The sequence below is a fragment of the Pseudoalteromonas sp. NZS100 genome, from assembly GCF_015864815.1.
Classification (GTDB): Bacteria; Pseudomonadota; Gammaproteobacteria; order Enterobacterales; family Alteromonadaceae; genus Pseudoalteromonas; species Pseudoalteromonas distincta.
On the sequence record NZ_JADYWM010000011.1, the window covers coordinates 64,317 to 82,340 of the forward strand.

The 18,024-nt window shown below is 40.4% G+C and carries 16 protein-coding genes; 5 read left to right on the forward strand and 11 right to left on the reverse strand.

Annotated elements, in window-relative coordinates:
* Window positions 1-81: 81 nt before the first annotated feature.
* Complete coding sequence (locus tag I6E69_RS12650; protein WP_149594045.1) at window positions 82-666, reverse strand: YqaA family protein; 585 nt, start codon at window positions 664-666, stop codon at window positions 82-84.
* A 194-nt stretch (window positions 667-860) separates the two neighbouring features.
* On the opposite strand from I6E69_RS12650, the gene I6E69_RS12655 reads away from it, so the two are divergent.
* Window positions 861-2,096 carry a TMEM143 family protein gene (locus tag I6E69_RS12655; RefSeq protein WP_002961546.1) on the forward strand — a complete coding sequence of 412 codons (1,236 nt, stop codon included), beginning with the start codon at window positions 861-863 and terminating at the stop codon, window positions 2,094-2,096.
* Between the two features lie 77 nt (window positions 2,097-2,173).
* Here the strand turns inward: I6E69_RS12655 and I6E69_RS12660 are convergent, their stop codons facing one another.
* The 5 genes from I6E69_RS12660 to I6E69_RS12680 all read right to left on the reverse strand — a co-directional run bounded on the left by I6E69_RS12660 (window position 2,174) and on the right by I6E69_RS12680 (window position 9,173).
* On the reverse strand, window positions 2,174-5,311 hold the full coding sequence (locus tag I6E69_RS12660) for an efflux RND transporter permease subunit (protein WP_197121370.1): 3,138 nt from the start codon (window positions 5,309-5,311) through the stop codon (window positions 2,174-2,176).
* Between the two features lie 8 nt (window positions 5,312-5,319).
* Window positions 5,320-6,555, reverse strand: coding sequence for an efflux RND transporter periplasmic adaptor subunit (locus I6E69_RS12665; RefSeq protein ID WP_197121371.1), 1,236 nt, complete (start codon window positions 6,553-6,555; stop codon window positions 5,320-5,322).
* Entirely contained in the window at window positions 6,552-7,814 is a 1,263-nt protein-coding gene (locus tag I6E69_RS12670; protein WP_197121372.1) for a TolC family protein, read from the reverse strand. The genes I6E69_RS12665 and I6E69_RS12670 overlap by 4 nt, the downstream gene beginning before the upstream one ends.
* Before the next feature lie 150 nt (window positions 7,815-7,964).
* Window positions 7,965-8,273, reverse strand: coding sequence for a hypothetical protein (locus I6E69_RS12675; protein ID WP_039490315.1), 309 nt, complete (start codon window positions 8,271-8,273; stop codon window positions 7,965-7,967).
* Window positions 8,274-8,354: 81 nt separating this feature from the next.
* Entirely contained in the window at window positions 8,355-9,173 is an 819-nt protein-coding gene (locus I6E69_RS12680; protein WP_197121373.1) for an AraC family transcriptional regulator, read from the reverse strand.
* A 112-nt stretch (window positions 9,174-9,285) separates the two neighbouring features.
* Between I6E69_RS12680 and I6E69_RS12685 the strand changes: the two genes are divergently transcribed.
* Window positions 9,286-12,372, forward strand: a complete 3,087-nt coding sequence (locus I6E69_RS12685; protein ID WP_197121374.1) for a beta-galactosidase — start codon at window positions 9,286-9,288, stop codon at window positions 12,370-12,372.
* 51 nt (window positions 12,373-12,423) lie between these two features.
* Here the strand turns inward: I6E69_RS12685 and I6E69_RS12690 are convergent, their stop codons facing one another.
* Both I6E69_RS12690 and I6E69_RS12695 read right to left on the reverse strand, forming a co-directional pair.
* A complete protein-coding gene (locus I6E69_RS12690; RefSeq protein ID WP_039490309.1) occupies window positions 12,424-12,870 on the reverse strand; it encodes a DoxX family protein in 447 nt (148 codons plus the stop codon).
* Between the two features lie 217 nt (window positions 12,871-13,087).
* A complete protein-coding gene (locus I6E69_RS12695; protein WP_197121375.1) occupies window positions 13,088-14,233 on the reverse strand; it encodes an iron-containing alcohol dehydrogenase in 1,146 nt (381 codons plus the stop codon).
* Between the two features lie 185 nt (window positions 14,234-14,418).
* Here I6E69_RS12695 and I6E69_RS12700 point away from each other — a divergent pair, with 185 nt between their 5' ends.
* The gene (locus tag I6E69_RS12700) at window positions 14,419-15,315 is read left to right on the forward strand and encodes an AraC family transcriptional regulator (RefSeq protein WP_149603158.1); all 897 of its coding nucleotides are present in this window, start codon (window positions 14,419-14,421) and stop codon (window positions 15,313-15,315) included.
* Window positions 15,316-15,365: 50 nt separating this feature from the next.
* Here I6E69_RS12700 and I6E69_RS12705 read toward each other — a convergent pair whose 3' ends face one another.
* Window positions 15,366-15,785: a VOC family protein gene (locus tag I6E69_RS12705; protein ID WP_197121376.1), complete on the reverse strand. Its 420-nt coding sequence runs from the start codon at window positions 15,783-15,785 to the stop codon at window positions 15,366-15,368.
* 273 nt (window positions 15,786-16,058) lie between these two features.
* On the opposite strand from I6E69_RS12705, the gene I6E69_RS12710 reads away from it, so the two are divergent.
* Together I6E69_RS12710 and I6E69_RS12715 are read left to right on the forward strand one after the other, a co-directional pair.
* A complete protein-coding gene (locus I6E69_RS12710) occupies window positions 16,059-16,364 on the forward strand; it encodes a hypothetical protein (RefSeq protein WP_002962854.1) in 306 nt (101 codons plus the stop codon).
* Window positions 16,361-16,741: a hypothetical protein gene (locus I6E69_RS12715; RefSeq protein ID WP_197121377.1), complete on the forward strand. Its 381-nt coding sequence runs from the start codon at window positions 16,361-16,363 to the stop codon at window positions 16,739-16,741. The genes I6E69_RS12710 and I6E69_RS12715 overlap by 4 nt, the downstream gene beginning before the upstream one ends.
* A gap of 1 nt (window position 16,742) precedes the next feature.
* Here the strand turns inward: I6E69_RS12715 and I6E69_RS12720 are convergent, their stop codons facing one another.
* Together I6E69_RS12720 and I6E69_RS12725 are read right to left on the reverse strand one after the other, a co-directional pair.
* Complete coding sequence (locus tag I6E69_RS12720) at window positions 16,743-17,564, reverse strand: sterol desaturase family protein (protein ID WP_197121378.1); 822 nt, start codon at window positions 17,562-17,564, stop codon at window positions 16,743-16,745.
* A complete protein-coding gene (locus tag I6E69_RS12725) occupies window positions 17,561-18,007 on the reverse strand; it encodes an SRPBCC family protein (RefSeq protein ID WP_197121379.1) in 447 nt (148 codons plus the stop codon). The genes I6E69_RS12720 and I6E69_RS12725 overlap by 4 nt, the downstream gene beginning before the upstream one ends.
* Window positions 18,008-18,024: the final 17 nt, after the last annotated feature.

The following is an 18,024-nucleotide window of genomic DNA, read 5'->3' on the forward strand; positions in this document are numbered from 1 at the left end:
TTCAGTACTTCATTTGAAAACTATAGCACAATAATAAAAACCATCACGAAGATGAAAACCGTAATCCCCCCAAATTTAAACTTAAACTACGGTACTAAGTCCCCACAATCCCAACACTAAAATAGTTATACCAACCATCGCTTTAGTTTTATGTTTACTAATAATTCGCTCAGCTTCATTACCGGCATAATAAACAATAATAGCCAGGCCAAAGTAACGAATAGAACGCGCAATACCCGAGGCCAATAAAAATAGCCAAATAGAGTACTTAGTCGCACCTGCTGCAAGCATCGCTATTTGAAATGGAATGGGCACAATGCCCAGTGTTATTACAAACCAAAAACCTTGATCTTGCATTTTTTGTTTAACGTTTTCAAATTGCTCAGGGCTCGAAAGTGTATTAATAATCCAATCGCCTACTGCATCAAATAAATAATAACCCAATGCATAACCAAACAATGCACCCACTATGCAGCCTAAGGTCGCCATTAATGCTATAAGCCATAGCTTTTCTCGACGAGCCTGCATAAGAGGCACAAGCACTGCTTCAAGTGGAATAGGAACTATGGTTGACTCTAAAAACGACGCCACTGTAATACCGCTAAGCATATGCTTAGAGTCAATAAAATTACGCGTTTTTTCTTTTAGCTTTTTTTGAATGGCCATAGTAAATCCTTTTCACTTATCAGTAAGAACAAGATTATTCAATGAGCTAATAATTACATATTTAGGTTAATACACGCTGAAAACAGTGTAGTAAATTTATCAGGTCCTACTGCATTAACAAATTAGTAATATCCATAAGAATATTTTATTATGTGTCAATGCAGTTAAATACCTACCAAAGCAGTTAAAAACTTATGCAAAGTGCGCGTTTTATTCCCTTTAGAAAACAAGATATTGTCGATATGTGTAGCGAAGAGCTTAAAAGCAGTACACAAAAAGCATCGTTTAAACAATTTTGTGATTTACTAGCAAGCCTTATTCATTACGATTACCACTCAACACTTGAGTCACTTAAAAACAACTACGCACCGTTTGATCCCAACAGTGACACGCGATCATTAGCTCCAGTATCGGAGGATCAAAAAGCGCAGTGCCAACGAGATTTTGCTAAAGATTTTGCTAAGGTACTTAATGCAGCTAACTTTGAAGTGATCACCAATGAAGACTTACAAGATGCATTAAACGAAGAGTCACTATTTAAAGTGCGCCTTGAAGTTGAATTTGATGACTTTGAAGAAGTGGTTTTTTATCGCCGCGGCGAGTCGCAACTCACTGAAACCATAACCAGCTTTTGGGGCCTTCGTAAAAAACCGCTGCACTTTACTAATTACGACCGAGTAGCCGTGTTTATTCGCTTTAAAGACAGCGCTTATTTTGAAGCTAAAAATAAAATGCCTTTAGGGTTTGAGCCAAGTTCGACCATAGTTAAGCTGTTTCAAAATGTGCCAAAAGCCGATCTCGAAATGCTATTTCCTAATAGCGAAGTACGCATGCGCCCTATTGATAAAGCAATTATTGGCTCATCGGCTTTAATTGGCGGTGCGGTGGTACTTATAACTAAGCTTGGTGCATCAATTTTATTATTGCTTGCTCTGTTTGCTTTTTGGGGTGGCTTTAGAAGTGAAGCTGTCGAAATGACGCAACAACACTTTATTACCTTTGCTATTGGCATGGGAGTATTTGGCAGCTTTATTTTTAAAGAGTGGAGTAAGTTTAAAAACCGTAAAATTAAATTTATGAAAGCGCTTAGCGATAACCTCTACTTTAAAAATCTCGATAACAACGCCGGTGTTTTTCACACCCTTATAGACGCCGCCGAAGAAGAAGATATAAAAGAAGCCCTGCTTGCGTATACGTTTTTACTAAAATCAGAAAACGGCTTAACCGCCCAAACGCTTGATGAACAAATAGAGCATTGGTTTAAAAGCAAATACCAGTGCGATCTTGATTTTGAAATTAGCGATGCTCTTGAAAAGTTGGAGCGTATGCGCTTAGTAACGTGCACTAATGATGTGTATAGCGCAATAAATTTGGAACACGCAAAAACTATTTTGGATGAGCGCTGGGATAACTTGTTTCAATATAATTAACCTGCAAAGTTTACTTAATAACAAAAAGCAGCTGAAATTTCAGCTGCTTTTTACGTTATGTATTGAGCTTCAACTGGCTAAGCTGCTTGATGCCTATTAAACTTTGCATGCACTAATTTATAAAGTGCAGGCAATATTAATAGCGTAAGTAAGGTTGATGAAATAATCCCTCCAACCACAACCGTTGCCAATGGCCTTTGTAGCTCAGCGCCGGTGCCAGTATTTAGCGCCATAGGAATAAATCCTAAACTTGCCACTAAAGCGGTCATGAGTACTGGGCGCAGGCGCGAAAGTGCACCTGTTTGTATCGCATCGATTAAACTGAGCCCATCGGCTCTTAATTGTTTAATAAACGACAGCATAACCACACCATTTAATACCGCTACACCACTTAGCGCTATAAACCCCACGCCTGCCGATATTGATAACGGCATATCGCGTAATAGTAACGCAAGCACACCACCGGTCAGTGCAAGTGGTACGCCGCTAAATATAATTAACGAATCACGAAGTGAATTAAACGCACTGTAAAGCAGGCCAAATATAAGCAATAAAGTAACTGGCACCACCAGCGATAACCGCTTACTTGCCGATTCTAATTGCTCAAATGTGCCGCCGTATTCAATCCAATAACCACTTGGTAAATTAAGATCTGAATTTAAAGCGGCTTGTGCATCACTTACAAAGCTTGCTAAATCACGCCCTTCTACGTTTGCAGTAACAACTACATTACGCTTACCGCTTTCACGGTTTATTTGATTAGGCCCTTTATCAATACTAATATTTGCAACTTCCCCAAGCGGTACAAATGCAAGGTCTGGGTTGGCACTTTTGGGCACCGCCACTGGCAAACGCGCAAGCTGTGATGCATCGCTTGACCAGCGCTCATCTAAACGCACTAATAACGAAAAGCGTTTATCACCTTCGTAAATAAGCCCGGTTTGTACACCGCCTACCGCAGCACTTACACTTTGCTGTATATCGGTTACTGTTAAACCTAACAGCGCCATATGATCGCGAAGCGGCGTTACCGAAAGTGTAGGCAAACCTTGTATTTGCTCAAGGCGTACATCAGTTGCGCCAGTAATGTTTTGCACCAAGGCTGTGGCTTTTTCGCCATACTGTTTTAATGTTGATAAATCATCGCCATAAATACGCACCGCAACGTCGGCGCGCACGCCTGCTATTAACTCGTTAAAACGCATTTCTATAGGTTGCGTAAACTCATAATTATTACCTGGTACTTCATTTACTAAATGGCGAATTTGCTTAACCAGTTCTTCTTTACTTAAAGCAGGATTAGGCCATTGTTCGCGCGGCTTTAGCATTAAAAAGGTATCGGCAACGTTAGGTGGCATAGGATCGTTTGCTACATCTGGAGTGCCAATTTTTGAAAATACTTTTTCAACTTCAGGTATGTCTAAAATTGCTTGCTCTAGCTCTTTTTGCATTTTTACCGATTGTTCAATACCGGTGCCGGTAATGCGCAGTGCGTGCATGGCTATATCGCCTTCATCAAGCTGCGGTAAAAATTCAGCGCCCATATTTTTAACTTTAAAGCCAAGTGCAATTACAAGCACAGCAGCAATGCTTAACATTACCCACGGCAACTTAAGCGATAAACCAAGCAGTGGTTTGTAGCCTTTTTTAATACCGCGCATAACGGCATTTTCGCTCTCGCTTACTTTTCCTCGCACAAATACCGCAATAGCGGCAGGTACAAAGGTAACAGCAAAAATAAGTGCGCCAACTAGTGCGGCTACAACCGTAAATGCCATTGGCTGAAACATTTTTCCCTCAACCCCACTAAGTGCAAACAGCGGCAAATACACCAGCATAATAATTAAAATGCCAAATACCGCAGGACTAAACACTTCTTTAGTAGCGGCGGTTACAACACTTAAACGCTCATTTAATGTAAGTAGCCGGCCATGTTTATGCTGCGCAAGGCCTAATTGCCTTAAACAGTTTTCAACTACTATTACAGCGCCATCAACAATTAAACCAAAGTCGATTGCGCCTAAACTCATTAGGTTACCCGATACGCGATTACCTACCATACCGGTAACGGCAAATAACATGCTAAGCGGAATAACCATTGCCGTAATAAGCGCGCCGGTTACGTTGCCCAGCAATAACAGTAAAATCACCACCACTAATACAGCACCTTCAAATAGGTTGGTTTTTACGGTTTCTATGGTTTTATCAACAAGGGTTGTACGGTCATAAACTGCTTCTACCACAACACCTTTAGGCAAGCTTAGCTGTACGTCTTTGAGTTTATCAGCCATGGCTTTTGCCACTACGCGGCTGTTTTCGCCAATTAGCATCATGGCGGTGCCAAGCACAGTCTCTTTGCCGTTATAAGTAGCAGCGCCGGTTCTGAGCTCTTTACCTAAACGCACATTTGCTACATCTTTAATCCGTACTGGTGCATCATCGCGCTTAGCAACTACGGTATTGGCTATATCATCAATGGTTTTTAATTGCCCTGGTGATCGCACTAAATATTGCCCGTCAAAACGCTCTATAAATCCTGCGCCTTGGTTACTGTTATTTAATTTAAGCGCGGTAATAACATCACTTAGTGTGAGCTTATAAGCCAATAGTTTTTCAGGCATGGGCGCTACTTGATATTGGCGCTCAAAACCCCCTTGGCTGTTTATTTCGGTAACCCCTTTTACTTTTAATAGTTGCGGGCGAATAACCCAATCTTGCAGGGTACGTAAGTCTTCTGCGTTAAATGGCGTGCCATCATCTTTTAATGCACCGTTATTTGCATGCACAGAATAAGTAAAAATCTCCCCTAACCCGCTGGCAATTGGCCCTAAGTTTGGTTCAATATTGGCTGGTAAATCTGATCGAATACTTTGAATGCGCTCTGATATTTGCTGGCGCGCCCAGTAAATATCAGTGCCTTCGTTAAAAATAACGGTAACTTGCGAAAGCCCATAACGCGAAATAGAACGAGTGTAATCAAGCTTTGGTATGCCCGCCATAGCGGTTTCAATTAAATAGGTTATACGCTGCTCTGCTTCAAGCGGGGTAAACCCAGGCGCTTTTGTATTTATTTGTACTTGCACATTAGTTATATCGGGTACGGCATCAACGGCTAAATTTTGTGTGTTGTATACACCAAACCCAGCAAATAAAAGCGTGAGCGCAAGCACCATCATGCGGCGTTTAACCGCAAAAGAAACTATCCAATCAATCATGCTGCCTCCTAGTGTGAGTGGCTTGCGCCGCTTTTTAAAATATCGGCTTTAATTACATAACTGTTTTGCGTTACGTACTCACTATTTGGCGAAAGCCCCTCAAGTACCTCTACCCACTCGCTGTTTTTAGCACCAAGCTTTACAGGGCGTACTTCAAATACATTGCCGCTTTTAATAAACACACTAGGTTTGCCGTTAAATTCCTGCACAGCTGTAGCCTTTACTCGCACTGCAGCATCTACTTTTGCAGTACTAATGTCGCTATTAACATGCATACCAGGACGCCAATGACCATCAGGGTTTGTAAGCTCGATTCGCGCACGCGCAATATGCCCGCCGCTCATCATAGGGGCTATGTAAAACACCTCACCTTGCGCATTTAAATGATGATGTAAATCGTACACTTTTGCGCTTTGTCCTAAGGCGAGCTTTTCAATATTTTCAGGAAAAGCCGAGAGCTCGACCCATACGGTTTCAAGGTTTACTATTTGCATTAATGCGCTATTGGCAAGCTCACCGCGCTTTAAATATTGCTCGGTAATAACGCCTGTAATTGGGCTTTTTATGGTGTAATTTTGCAGTGTTTCGCGGTTGGTTATACTGGCAAGCTTATCGCCTTTTTTAACGTTTTGACCAATGCTTACAAAAATATCGTTAACTAAGCCGGTATAAGGCGCCATTACTTCAACGGTGCCGTGCGCGGTGGGTGCTATAACACCAAATAGAGTATCTGTTAGTTCAACGCTACCTACTTTTGCTATCTCGGTTTTAATTCCTGCGCGTTCAATTGCTTGGGAGCTTAGCGTTGTGCGCCCTTCTTCTTGCTCATAATGATAATTTATTTCAACGCCTTTATAGCGTGCCATTACATCAAGCTTAAACGAGTGCGGCTCGTTTACGCTCACGGTACTTACTAAATAGTCATCTTCAGCTTTAAAACGAATAAGTTGTGGCTCTTCACTTAAACGCTGCACATTTATGGTTACGTCTAACTGATTTATATCCACAGCTTTATCGTTATTAAACCCATATATTCGCAGCTCGGCATTACCTGCAAACTGGGTTAGCTTAAGCTCTAAATCAAGCGCGTTATTGGTTAGTAAAAATCCGCCGTGTGGGCCTTTTTGTGTGTGTTCGTCTTTGTGGCCTTCTTCGTGATGGCTATCAGATGCCATAGCCGTGCTACTTAAAAATGGGAGTGTAAATAATTGCGTTATAAATAATGCGATAAGAGTGTTATTCATGATTGATGAGTCTCAATTAAAGGTTGGCCAGTTAAACGCTCAAGGGTAAGCAGTACTTGATATAGCTCGCTATGGATGTTGATAAGTGCGCGTTTAGAATCAAATAGAGCTTGCTGTGCGTCTAGCAATTGCAATATCGATATTTGCCCTTGTTGATAGCTTTTTAAACTTTGTTTTATAAGCGTTTGTGCTTGTGGAATAACTTGCTGTGTTAATAGCTGTGCCTGCGCAGTTTTACCTTGGTAATACGCATACAAAGTGCGTATTTGCTGGCGTAGCTGAATACGTAATTGCCCTTGTTGCTCATTAAGTAGCGTAAGTTGATGCTTTGCAGCCTCAATATTACCGCTATTAGAATTGCTTAATTGCAGCGGCATTGAAAAAGAAAACACCAACGAGCTGGCATCAGTTTGCTGGTTATATCGCACGCCACCACCCAGGGTTAAATCGCTTTGCCCGCTTGAGTGTTGCAGCGACAAATTAGCCGTTTGCTGCATATATTGCTGTTGTAGCAGTGCAAATTCAGGTGCTGTATTTACCGCATCAAGTAGCGCTGCTTCACTTTTAATAGCAGCTATTTGTGATAAATCGCCAGCATAGTAATCACTCACTTGCGGCTCTTGCCAAAGCTCGGTTAGAGCTAAGCGCGCACGCTCAAATTCGCTATTTAGCATCAGCGTATTTAAATCTACTTGGCTTAATGCATAACGCATGCGGGTTACATCAGCACTTGAGGCTGCACCCGCTTTAGCGCGTTTTTCAATTGCGTTAAGTGCCTGCTTAACGATGTTTTTACGCTCACTATTTAAAGCAATTAACGCCTGAAATTTAAGTATTTGGTAATAGCGCTCAGCGGTGGTTGCTAAAAGTGCTAACCGAGTATTTTTATACTCAATTGTTTGCACTTTTATATTTGCCGTGGCGTAGTTAATGCGGTTTTGGCGTTTATCACCCAGCTCTATTAATTGACTTAAAGCCAGCGTGTACTGCGCCCCCGAAAACGCATGGGAGCCATGGGTTCCTAAAAAGTTTTCAGCTTCAAAACTCAGCTCAGGATTAGGTGAAAGCGCAGCTTGGGTTTTAAGCGCCGTTAATATTTTTTGATGATACGGGTAGCGTTTAAGCTCAGCATTTTGCTGCTCGGTATTTTTAAGCGCTTGCTTTAGCGTTAATACGTTTTGAGGCTCATTTTTTGCCAAAACGCTCATTGCTGGTAATGCGCACAGTAGCGCCACCAGCATAAGTGGTTTTTTATTCATATAGCATGTCCGTTTTTTAACAAACAGAGTTGACTTAATCACTACGCCTATTTTAAAAACAAGCGCAATTAAGCAACCTAAATATGTACATAACTAGCCTTATAGCGCACAGGCGCAGGCAGTTATTTACAAAGTGTTTAAAATTAAAAACTAGCTATAAAAATTTGGTGGCGGAACATCTGGTGGATAGTTTAAACCGCTATAGCACGCAGGCAGTGTAGCTTGGCTTTGCTCAGGGCTTATAGAGTGATTTAGCGTACTGTAGTAACCACAGTGGCAATGCTGATGGGCATGTATTTCAGTAGGTGATTGCGCATCTTCATCGTTTGCATTTGTTTGAGAATGAACATGCGTAACGTGATCAACTTCTTCTTGCAGATGATACGCCGCCGCATCACAGCTAATAAAGCTGTGCACAAGCACTAAAAGTATCACGACTAAAAAGTAGTTTGAGCGCATTACCTACCTAAAAACTCTAAAATGCAATTTAAGAGATCGCACAATACCTTAAATTTATTCAAATGTAGAGAGCCGCTTACGTTATTTTCTAAATTCACTTGGTGATACACCCACTGATTTTTTAAACCGTTTAGAAAAATTAAATATATTAGGATACCCCACGTAAGCGGCAATATGGGCAACAGGCCAGCGGGTATTTAGTAGTAAGCTTTTAGCTCGTTTAATGCGTAAATAAATAAGCTGCTGCATAGGGCTTTTACCAAATTGAGCTTGGCATAACCTATGTAAATGCGGTGCTGAGTAATGCACGTGCTCGCACATAACCTCTATAGTCCAATCAAACTGTAAGCGCTCTTCTACCTCTAAAAACAAGCTGGTTAATCTGTTTTGACCACCTATTTGCGGCTCGCTTTGCAACGTAGTGTTTAAATAATGACTTAAAATAGGCATAACACCTTCGCGCAAAGTAGCGTTACTTTCGCTATATAAAAGCTCCATAGCTAAATGTAATGGCGCTAATTGCTGATTAGTTAATACCTTAGCCTGTGCTAAATTTAAATGTTGCCAACGTTTAGTGTTTGCAAGGTTTAGCCAAATCACATCCCACTTTTCGCTTGCTATTTTAACCTCAAAACTTTGCCTTGCAGGCAATATAGCTAAGCTATTTTCAGTTAATGAGTATTGGTTTTTAACTGTTTTAAGTGTGCCCTGACCAGCCAAAGTATAAAAAAGAGTGTGTTCAAGCGGGTTAGTACGTGCAACACAATAGTCACCCAATAAATTAGAGCAACCTGCCAGCTCTATTTCAAGGTTTGGCATTTGCGAAAGCGTGGTTAAATCAATAAACCGCTCTGTACACTCTGGGCCAATATCGAGTACATCTACAATAGTGTTGTGCATAATTTAAAATGATAGTTTTGGACAAATAAAAGAGAGCTTTAAGCATAACCTCAACGCATTATTTTAGCTATATTTAAGCCACTATAATTGCCATACATGCAATAGGACACGAATGAACTCACTACAGCACATAATTAACCGCCGTGATTGGGAAAACCCAATTTCGGTGCAAGTTAATCAAGTAAAAGCGCACAGCCCACTTAATGGATTTAAAAGCGTTGACCATGCCCGTACTAACACACAATCACAAAAACAAAGTTTAAACGGCCAATGGGATTTTAAATTATTCGATAAACCCGAAGCGGTTGATGAATCACTGCTAAGTGAAACACTAAACAGCGACTGGCAAAATATTACAGTGCCTTCTAACTGGCAATTACACGGCTTTGATAAACCTATTTACTGTAATGTTAAATACCCATTTGCAGTTAACCCGCCATTTGTACCAAGCGATAACCCAACAGGTTGCTACCGCACTGAGTTTACTATTACGGCGGATCAATTAGCGCAACGAAACCATATTATTTTTGAAGGCGTAAACTCGGCGTTTCACCTTTGGTGTAACGGTCAATGGGTGGGTTATTCGCAAGATAGCCGCTTGCCAAGCGAGTTTGATTTAAGCGAACTGTTAGTAGTAGGCACCAACCGTATTGCCGTTATGGTTATTCGCTGGAGCGATGGCAGTTATTTAGAAGATCAGGACATGTGGTGGCTAAGCGGTATTTTTCGCGATGTTAACTTACTTACAAAACCACAAAACCAAATACGTGATGTGTTTATAACCCCCGATTTAGACGCTTGCTATCGCGATGCAACGCTACATATAAAAACTGCGATAAATGCGCCAAATAACTACCAAGTAGCAGTACAGGTTTTTGATAATGAGCAAGCATTGTGTGAGCCACACATACAAAGCACTAACAATAAACGCGTTGATGAAAAAGGCGGCTGGAGCGATGTTGTATTTCAAACAATTGATATACAAAGCCCTAAAAAGTGGACCGCCGAAACCCCATACTTATACCGCTGCGTTGTAAGCCTGCTAGATGAGCAAGGCAACACAGTAGATGTTGAAGCCTATAACATTGGTTTTAGAAAAGTGGAAATGCTTAACGGGCAGCTTTGCTTAAACGGCAAACCGCTACTTATTCGCGGTGTTAACCGCCACGAACACCACCCAGAAAACGGCCACACAGTAAGCACCGCCGACATGATTGAAGATATTAAGCTGATGAAGCAAAATAACTTTAATGCTGTACGTACTGCTCACTATCCTAACCACCCGCGTTTTTACGAGCTGTGCGACGAGCTAGGTTTATACGTAGTGGACGAAGCAAACATAGAAACCCATGGCATGTTCCCAATGGGTAGGCTTGCCAGCGATCCGCAGTGGGCTGGTGCATTTATGTCGCGCTATACACAAATGGTTGAGCGCGATAAAAACCACGCCTCTATTATTATTTGGTCATTAGGTAACGAATGCGGACACGGCGCCAACCACGATGCTATGTACGGATGGTCAAAAAGCTTTGACCCTTCTCGCCCAGTACAATACGAAGGTGGCGGCGCAAATACCACAGCAACCGACATTATTTGCCCTATGTATGCCCGGGTAGATACACATGTTGCCGATGACGCCGTACCAAAATATTCAATAAAAAAATGGCTAAGCCTACCGGGTGAAACGCGCCCGCTTATTTTATGTGAGTACGCCCATGCAATGGGTAACAGCCTAGGTAGCTTTGACGATTACTGGCAAGCATTTAGAGAATATCCTCGCCTACAAGGTGGCTTTATTTGGGATTGGGTAGACCAAGGTTTATCTAAAACTGACGAAAACGGTGAGCATTATTGGGCTTACGGTGGCGATTTTGGTGACGAACTAAATGACCGCCAATTTTGTATAAATGGCTTATTATTCCCAGACCGCACGCCGCACCCTAGCCTGTTTGAAGCTAAATACAGCCAACAGCATTTACAATTTACATTGCGTGAGCAAACTAAAAATCAATACACTATTGATGTATTTAGCGATTACGTATTTAGACACACAGATAACGAAAAGCTGGTTTGGCAGTTAATGCAAAATGGCATCTGTGTTGAGCAAGGCGAGCATGTACTTAATATTGCTCCGCAAAGCACACACACGTTAACAATTAAAACTAAAACAACGTTTGAGCAATGTGCGCAATACCAACTTAATTTAGATGTAGCACTAATTAACGATTGTAGCTTTGCAAGTGCCGAACATGTATTAAACACCGAGCAGTTTAAGCTTATAAATAGTAATAGTTTAAACAGTGAATCATTTACATCAACTACAAAGCAAAGCGCTATAAGTGTTAACGAAACCGACTCTCAACTAAGTATTGAAAACGATAAATTTAAACTTGTTTTTAGCAAGCAATCAGGGCTTATAGAGCAGTGGTTACAAAACGATACTCAGGTTATTAGTAGCCCACTGGTTGATAACTTTTATCGCGCCCCGCTTGATAACGACATAGGCGTAAGCGAAGTAGATAACCTAGACCCTAATGCATGGGAGGCACGTTGGTTACGTGCAGGTATAGGGCAATGGCAGCGCACATGTAGCTCAATTCACGCAGTGCAATCAAGTGTTGATATACGTATTACATGTGTATTTAATTATGAGTTTAATGGCGTGCTACAAGCTCAAACACAGTGGCTATATACACTAAATAATACCGGCAATATTAGCTTAAATATTGATGTGCAACTAAACGATACTCTGCCGCCAATGCCGCGTATAGGGCTAAGTACAACGCTTAACAAGCAAAGCGATACAAAAGTAAACTGGCGTGGTTTAGGGCCTTTTGAAAACTACCCAGATCGCAAAGCCGCAGCACGTTTAGGTTATTACAGCTTGAGTTTAAATGAGCTACATACCCCGTATATTTTCCCAACCGATAACGGCGTGCGTAGTGATTGCCAATTACTGAGTATTAATAATTTAACCGTAACCGGTGCGTTTTTATTTGCCGCCAGTGAGTATTCGCAAAGTATGTTAACGCAAGCGAAACACACTAACGAACTCATTGCTGATGATTGCGTACATGTACACATTGATCATCAACATATGGGGGTTGGTGGCGATGATTCATGGAGCCCAAGTACCCATAAAGAATATTTACTTGAGCAAAAGCAGTACAGTTATTCTTTAACATTATCTGCTGAATAATTTAAACAAAAATAGCGGCCAAATTGGCCGCTATTTTTTAATTAACACACTCTATTTATTAGCGAGCTTTTTAGCTAATACGTTATCAAGAGAAAAGCTTCCCGCTCCTTGAATTGCTAAAACTACAGTTACTACTAGTAAAGTTAATGCGTATTCATAGCCATTGTTTGCCATAAATAAGCCATTACTAATATGTACGCTAAAAATAGCAATCAGCATAGTAAAGCCGGCAACTACAGCAGCTGGGCGAGTTAACAAACCAATTGCTAATGCAATGCCACCAAAAAACTCAGCGCTACCTGCCATCATTGCTAACCAATAGCCAGGCTCTAAACCAATACTCGCCATCCATTGGCCTGTACCTTCAAGCCCGTAACCGCCAAACCAAGCAAATAGCTTTTGTGCACCATGCGCCGCTAAAATAAGGCCAACTGGTACTCGTAAAATTAATGCTGCTACGCCTGCTTTTGAGCTAAGTAATGTGTTTAGTAATTTCATGAGTTTTAGTCCTGTTTAAATTTATTTAATCGTTAGGTTTTTCCTAACCGTTGAGCACAGTTTACTATCATCATTAAAAAACATTAATACGAAATTTATTGGTTAATTAGCAACGCAGTATTTATAATAATCCATAAAAAAACCGCCAACCCAAAGGTTGACGGTTTTTTATTAACGTATTACTTAGTATATTTAAGTAAGCGCTTAGCTTTGAAAATTAAGCAACCGCTTGCTCTAAAATTTCGCGGCTTTCTTTAAGCGTAATAGCTTGGTTTTCACCAAGAGCAACCATGCCGTGAGCATCAAGTTTGCCAATAATATTGTCAATAGCAGCGGCTTTATCATCGCCATGTTCAGTAAGCTGGGTCGCTACGTCAAGGCTGTGGTAAAACGCTTCAATTGCTGCAATTGTTTTCTCTGCTAAGTCTTCAGATTGCTCAAGACCAAATACGTTTTTACCCATTTGCTCAAGCTTTGCTTTTTTAACTGCAAATTGGTTACGTAATAAAGAAGGCTGAACAATAGCAAGTGAACGTGCATGATCAACACCGTAAGCCGCTGTAAGCTCGTGACCAATCATGTGTGTTGCCCAATCTTGCGATACACCAGAACCAATTAAACCATTAAGCGCTTGGTTAGCAGCCCACATAAGGTTTGCACGCCATGCGTCATCTTGGTTTTCAAAGTTATTGCCTAAAGTTTTAAGCGTTCTTAAAAGTGCTTCAGCGTAACCTTCTTGAACTAATGCTGTTTCAGGGAATGTTAGGTACTGCTCACAGGTGTGAACCCATGCATCTACTAAACCATTCACAAGTTGGCGCTGCGGTAATGTTTTCATTACATCAGGGTCCATAATCGCAAATTTAGGAAGTACTTCTGGTGATGCAAACGGTAGTTTTTGCTTCGTTGCTTCTTTGCTCACAACTGAGTTTTGGTTAGATTCAGAACCCGTTGCAGGCAATGTTAATATTGCACCGATTGGTAATGCACTAGTAATAGTATGCTTACCAGTAGGAATATCCCAACCTTCGCCATCATAAACGGCTGATGCGGCAATGTATTTAACGCCGTCGATCACTGAACCGCCGCCTACGCCTAATACGAAGTCGATATCTTGTTCTTTACAAATTTTTACTGCTTGGTCTAGCACTTCAATTGTTGGGTTAGCGCCAACGCCCGAAAACTCAACCCAGTCAAAGCCTTCAAGTGCTGCTGCAACTTGGTCGTACACGCCGTTCTTTTTAATTGAACCGCCGCCGTACACTACAAGTACTTTTTGATCTTTTGCGATCAAATCAGATAGTGCCGCAATTTGTTGCTGACCGAATTGAATAAGAGTTGGATTTACGTAGCTAAATTTCATTATTTTGCTCCTAGGTGACGGTTAAATACTAAATAGAATGCTTAGTTACTAGCTAAGCTAAATTCCAATGAGTGCATATTAGTAGCAAAACAAACATAAAAAAAGCCCAATAACTCGCAAAAGCTTGCCTAAAACTACCAACATTGTTATTTTACGCAAAATACACTCAATTAAAGATGCCTTTTATGCCCACCATAGCCAATATGTTGCAACAATACGCCGAGCATAATCAATTACTCAGCTTTGAAGGCACCATGGAAACTATCATTCCAGGCGTGTATTTTCATCGAGCAACTAAAAGCTCGCCGCGCCAGCCGCTTATATATAACTCAGGTATTATTATTGTTGGGCAAGGTCATAAAATAATTCACTTTCCTGAACATCAAATAAAATACGGCGCAGGCGACTACTTAGTCCTTGGCGTACCGGTCCCATTAGAGTGTGAAGCATTTACTGATAACGACTTACCCGTTATGGGCATTGCCATAGATATAAACCCTGCAATGCTACACAAACTCGTTAATCAAATAATGCAGCATAAGCCTCTTTCAGCGTCATCGTCTTCAGCACAAATTGGCGCAGTACAGTCGGCAACTTTAGATACAGCAATGGAGCTCGTTACTCATCGGTTATTAACTGTTTTAAATGACCCCATTGAGGCTGATATTTTTGGCGAAGATATAGTAAAAGAATTGGTATATCGCGTACTTTGTGGTCCACAAGGACATACTTTAATAGGGCTTGCTATGCATGATGGGCATTATGCACGTATCGCCCGTACGCTCTCAACTATGCACAGTAGTTATGCCAATCAAATTACGGTTGAAGGGTTAGCTGAAGATGTAAACATGAGCGTATCGTCGTTTCATCGTGCTTTTAGGCAAGTTACGTTTGAATCCCCTCTACAGTATTTAAAAAAAGTACGCTTAGCTAAGGCTAAAGAGCTTATAACCACTAGTGGAAGTAAAGCCAACGAAGCTGCATTAAAGGTTGGCTATACCAGCCCATCGCAATTTAGCCGCGAATTTAAACGCCACTTTAATAAAACACCTAGCGAAGTATTAACTCAGCTACATAGCTAGCCCACAAAAAAGCCACTATAAAAGTGGCTTTAAATAGCACGAGTGAAAAACTATACTTTTTTAAATAAAACCTCTGGGTTTACCATGGTTTTCATTTCAAGCACATTGCCATTTGGATCTTCAATAAAAAACGTTTCTTGCTCAAACTCATCACCAATAAAACGGCGGTATGGTTTATCTAAGTATTCAATACCCACATCTTCAATACGCTTTTTTAACCCGTTAAACTCATCTTCAGATAAGTGAATACCAAAGTGAGGTACTGCTACGGCTCCCATATCAACATCATGGCGAACTGTTGGTAAGCGCTCAACGCTTTGGTGTAAAGTAAGTTCATTGCCCCAAAAATCTATATCTACCCAGCGACCTTCTTCACTATTACCCGTTTTACAGCCTAGTACGTCACAATAAAACGCTTTAGCCACTTTTAAATCGCCAGCCGGAATAGCCAGATGCAAACAGTTAGACATAAATAACCCTTGGTTAACACTTTAATACATTAAATTATCGCCATTATACATAATTTGTGATTTATAGAACATTAACAGCAAAGCTATTAAGCATATTTAATCCCTAAAAGTCGTTTAAAAAACACGCTTTTTAAATGTGTAATTACTTATAACATTTATGTGTTAGAGAGTATTAGAAAGCGCAAAAGGATTAGTTTAAAATGCGCCGCTATGATTAAATTCTTACTTTTAAAATTCATTACTTTCTTTTTAGGCTTTGTAGCTTGCTTTGCTATGCACACTACTTTTGCACTGCCTTTAGTAATTTCTGCCGCGCTAACGGGGCTTATTGGCTCTTTTATTCCTTTTCCTGCGCGTTATAAAAACCATCCTTATGCTGCAATTTATGCTGGTAGCTTTGCCGGTATGTGCTCAACCCATTTAATTACCAGTTACTGGGAAATTGCTATTATTTCGCTTATTGGCTCAAGTTTGTATGTGCTTACTATGAATATGTTTACAGGCTTTGGTGGCAAACTTGGCAGTGTCGCTTTTGCAAGCGTGGCACTTTTTGTATTAGCTAAAGGAATCGTACTATGAGTATTGAATACCCATTACTTGTACTGCTTGGTGCTTTTTTAACGTTTTACTTAGCTAAACATAGTCGCTTTGATGGTATAAGAGCATCCTCTTCACTTTCTATTATTGCTTACTTAATTTTTAGCGCATTGAATTTAAACCCCGATTTATACGCGATTATATTTTTTGGCGGTACATTTATTGGCATGAGCGCCCCGCATCGTTTTGGTATTTATACCGTAGCAAGCTCATCTGTTTTGTTTTCAATATTATTTGAATTTCTTGTACCAAAACTTGACGGCTATGGCGGTGCATTGGGTATTAGTGCATTTTTATCTGTCTGCATTTGCCATACTTGCATTTTATTAGGTGCCCCAAGAAGTAAAAAACCACAATAACTTACTTACGTTTAATGCTACTTGTAGGGTAGCCAAATAGCACTCTACATTTAGCTTTTATTCCTGATGCCTTATAAACACTTTTCAATAAATGCTCCCACTGATGAAACGTAATAACGACTGGGTTATTGCTATTAAGCTGCCCTATAATGCCGTATTTACAAGGCTTTGATTTATCTTCTTCTACAAAGGTGCCAAATAACTTATCCCAAATAATAAGTACACCTGCAAAGTTTTTATCAAGGTAGCCTGCATTTATTGCGTGATGAACTCGGTGGTGAGAAGGCGTGTTAAATACTTTTTCAAACCAGCCTAACTTACCCACTATTTGAGTATGTACAAAAAATTGATACGCTAAATTTAATGCAACCACGCTAAATACTGTTAGCGGTTCAAATCCAATTAAAATCATAGGTAGCCAAAACACCCACATACCGGCTACGGGGTACATTAAGCTTTGCCTAAATGCGGTGGTGAAATTCATTTTAGTTGAGCTGTGGTGAACCACATGCGCGGCCCACAGCCAATGAACATGATGCGATGCTTTATGAAACCAATAATACAAAAAATCTTGCAGTAAAAATGCAAATGCAATACTTAACACACTCACTTCAATATCAAACAATCTATAGTCATACAACCAATTAAATAAAGGCATCAACAGCAGTAACGCAATAGCATCTGCGGCTTGGTGCAATAGCGCTAACGCTGTATTTACTAGGCTATCTTTTATGTCGTAATAGCGCTTAAACTTAATAAACTCACAGCAAACAAATATCAAAAATATTGGGCTAAGAGCGAGCAAAATAATTTCTGAGTTCATACTTTACCCGCCAAAAAATAATTATTTAAATTGTTTAACGCTTGGGTTATATCTTTTGTAATAACATATTTAAGTAATGCATTTGGTATCCACCACGGTGCCGAGCAACGTATGCAATAGTTAAGTTCGGTAACTAAAGTATTGATGTCTTTATTTGCAGTGAGGTATATATCGCCTCGATGATTAGCAACTGGCTTATCGCCTACTATCTGGTAACAAATATGATTTTGATCGGCACTGATTATTTGCTCTGAAAAAGTTATTTTACCTATTTTTACTTGCCTAACAGATCCTTTTCCGCCTTTTATTTGCCCTTCGTCTTGTGCTTGTAACAGCGTAAATTTGGCATTAAAAAATCGATGCAACTGTTCATGCTCAAGCAGTGTGCTTATTATTTGCTTTGGCTGTGCATTAAGCGTTTGTTTTATTGTTATGAGTATCATTTTTACAGCAAGAGGTT

Excerpts from the sequence above, each read along its gene's own strand:
- I6E69_RS12650 (WP_149594045.1), bottom strand. The coding sequence starts at position 666 with ATGGCCATTCAAAAAAAGCTAAAAGAAAAAACGCGTAATTTTATTGAC.
- I6E69_RS12655 (WP_002961546.1), top strand. The coding sequence starts at position 861 with ATGCAAAGTGCGCGTTTTATTCCCTTTAGAAAACAAGATATTGTCGAT.
- I6E69_RS12660 (WP_197121370.1), bottom strand. The coding sequence starts at position 5,311 with ATGATTGATTGGATAGTTTCTTTTGCGGTTAAACGCCGCATGATGGTG.
- I6E69_RS12665 (WP_197121371.1), bottom strand. The coding sequence starts at position 6,555 with ATGAATAACACTCTTATCGCATTATTTATAACGCAATTATTTACACTC.
- I6E69_RS12670 (WP_197121372.1), bottom strand. The coding sequence starts at position 7,814 with ATGAATAAAAAACCACTTATGCTGGTGGCGCTACTGTGCGCATTACCA.
- I6E69_RS12675 (WP_039490315.1), bottom strand. The coding sequence starts at position 8,273 with ATGCGCTCAAACTACTTTTTAGTCGTGATACTTTTAGTGCTTGTGCAC.
- I6E69_RS12680 (WP_197121373.1), bottom strand. The coding sequence starts at position 9,173 with ATGCACAACACTATTGTAGATGTACTCGATATTGGCCCAGAGTGTACA.
- I6E69_RS12685 (WP_197121374.1), top strand. The coding sequence starts at position 9,286 with ATGAACTCACTACAGCACATAATTAACCGCCGTGATTGGGAAAACCCA.
- I6E69_RS12690 (WP_039490309.1), bottom strand. The coding sequence starts at position 12,870 with ATGAAATTACTAAACACATTACTTAGCTCAAAAGCAGGCGTAGCAGCA.
- I6E69_RS12695 (WP_197121375.1), bottom strand. The coding sequence starts at position 14,233 with ATGAAATTTAGCTACGTAAATCCAACTCTTATTCAATTCGGTCAGCAA.
- I6E69_RS12700 (WP_149603158.1), top strand. The coding sequence starts at position 14,419 with ATGCCCACCATAGCCAATATGTTGCAACAATACGCCGAGCATAATCAA.
- I6E69_RS12705 (WP_197121376.1), bottom strand. The coding sequence starts at position 15,785 with ATGTCTAACTGTTTGCATCTGGCTATTCCGGCTGGCGATTTAAAAGTG.
- I6E69_RS12710 (WP_002962854.1), top strand. The coding sequence starts at position 16,059 with ATGCACACTACTTTTGCACTGCCTTTAGTAATTTCTGCCGCGCTAACG.
- I6E69_RS12715 (WP_197121377.1), top strand. The coding sequence starts at position 16,361 with ATGAGTATTGAATACCCATTACTTGTACTGCTTGGTGCTTTTTTAACG.
- I6E69_RS12720 (WP_197121378.1), bottom strand. The coding sequence starts at position 17,564 with ATGAACTCAGAAATTATTTTGCTCGCTCTTAGCCCAATATTTTTGATA.
- I6E69_RS12725 (WP_197121379.1), bottom strand. The coding sequence starts at position 18,007 with ATGATACTCATAACAATAAAACAAACGCTTAATGCACAGCCAAAGCAA.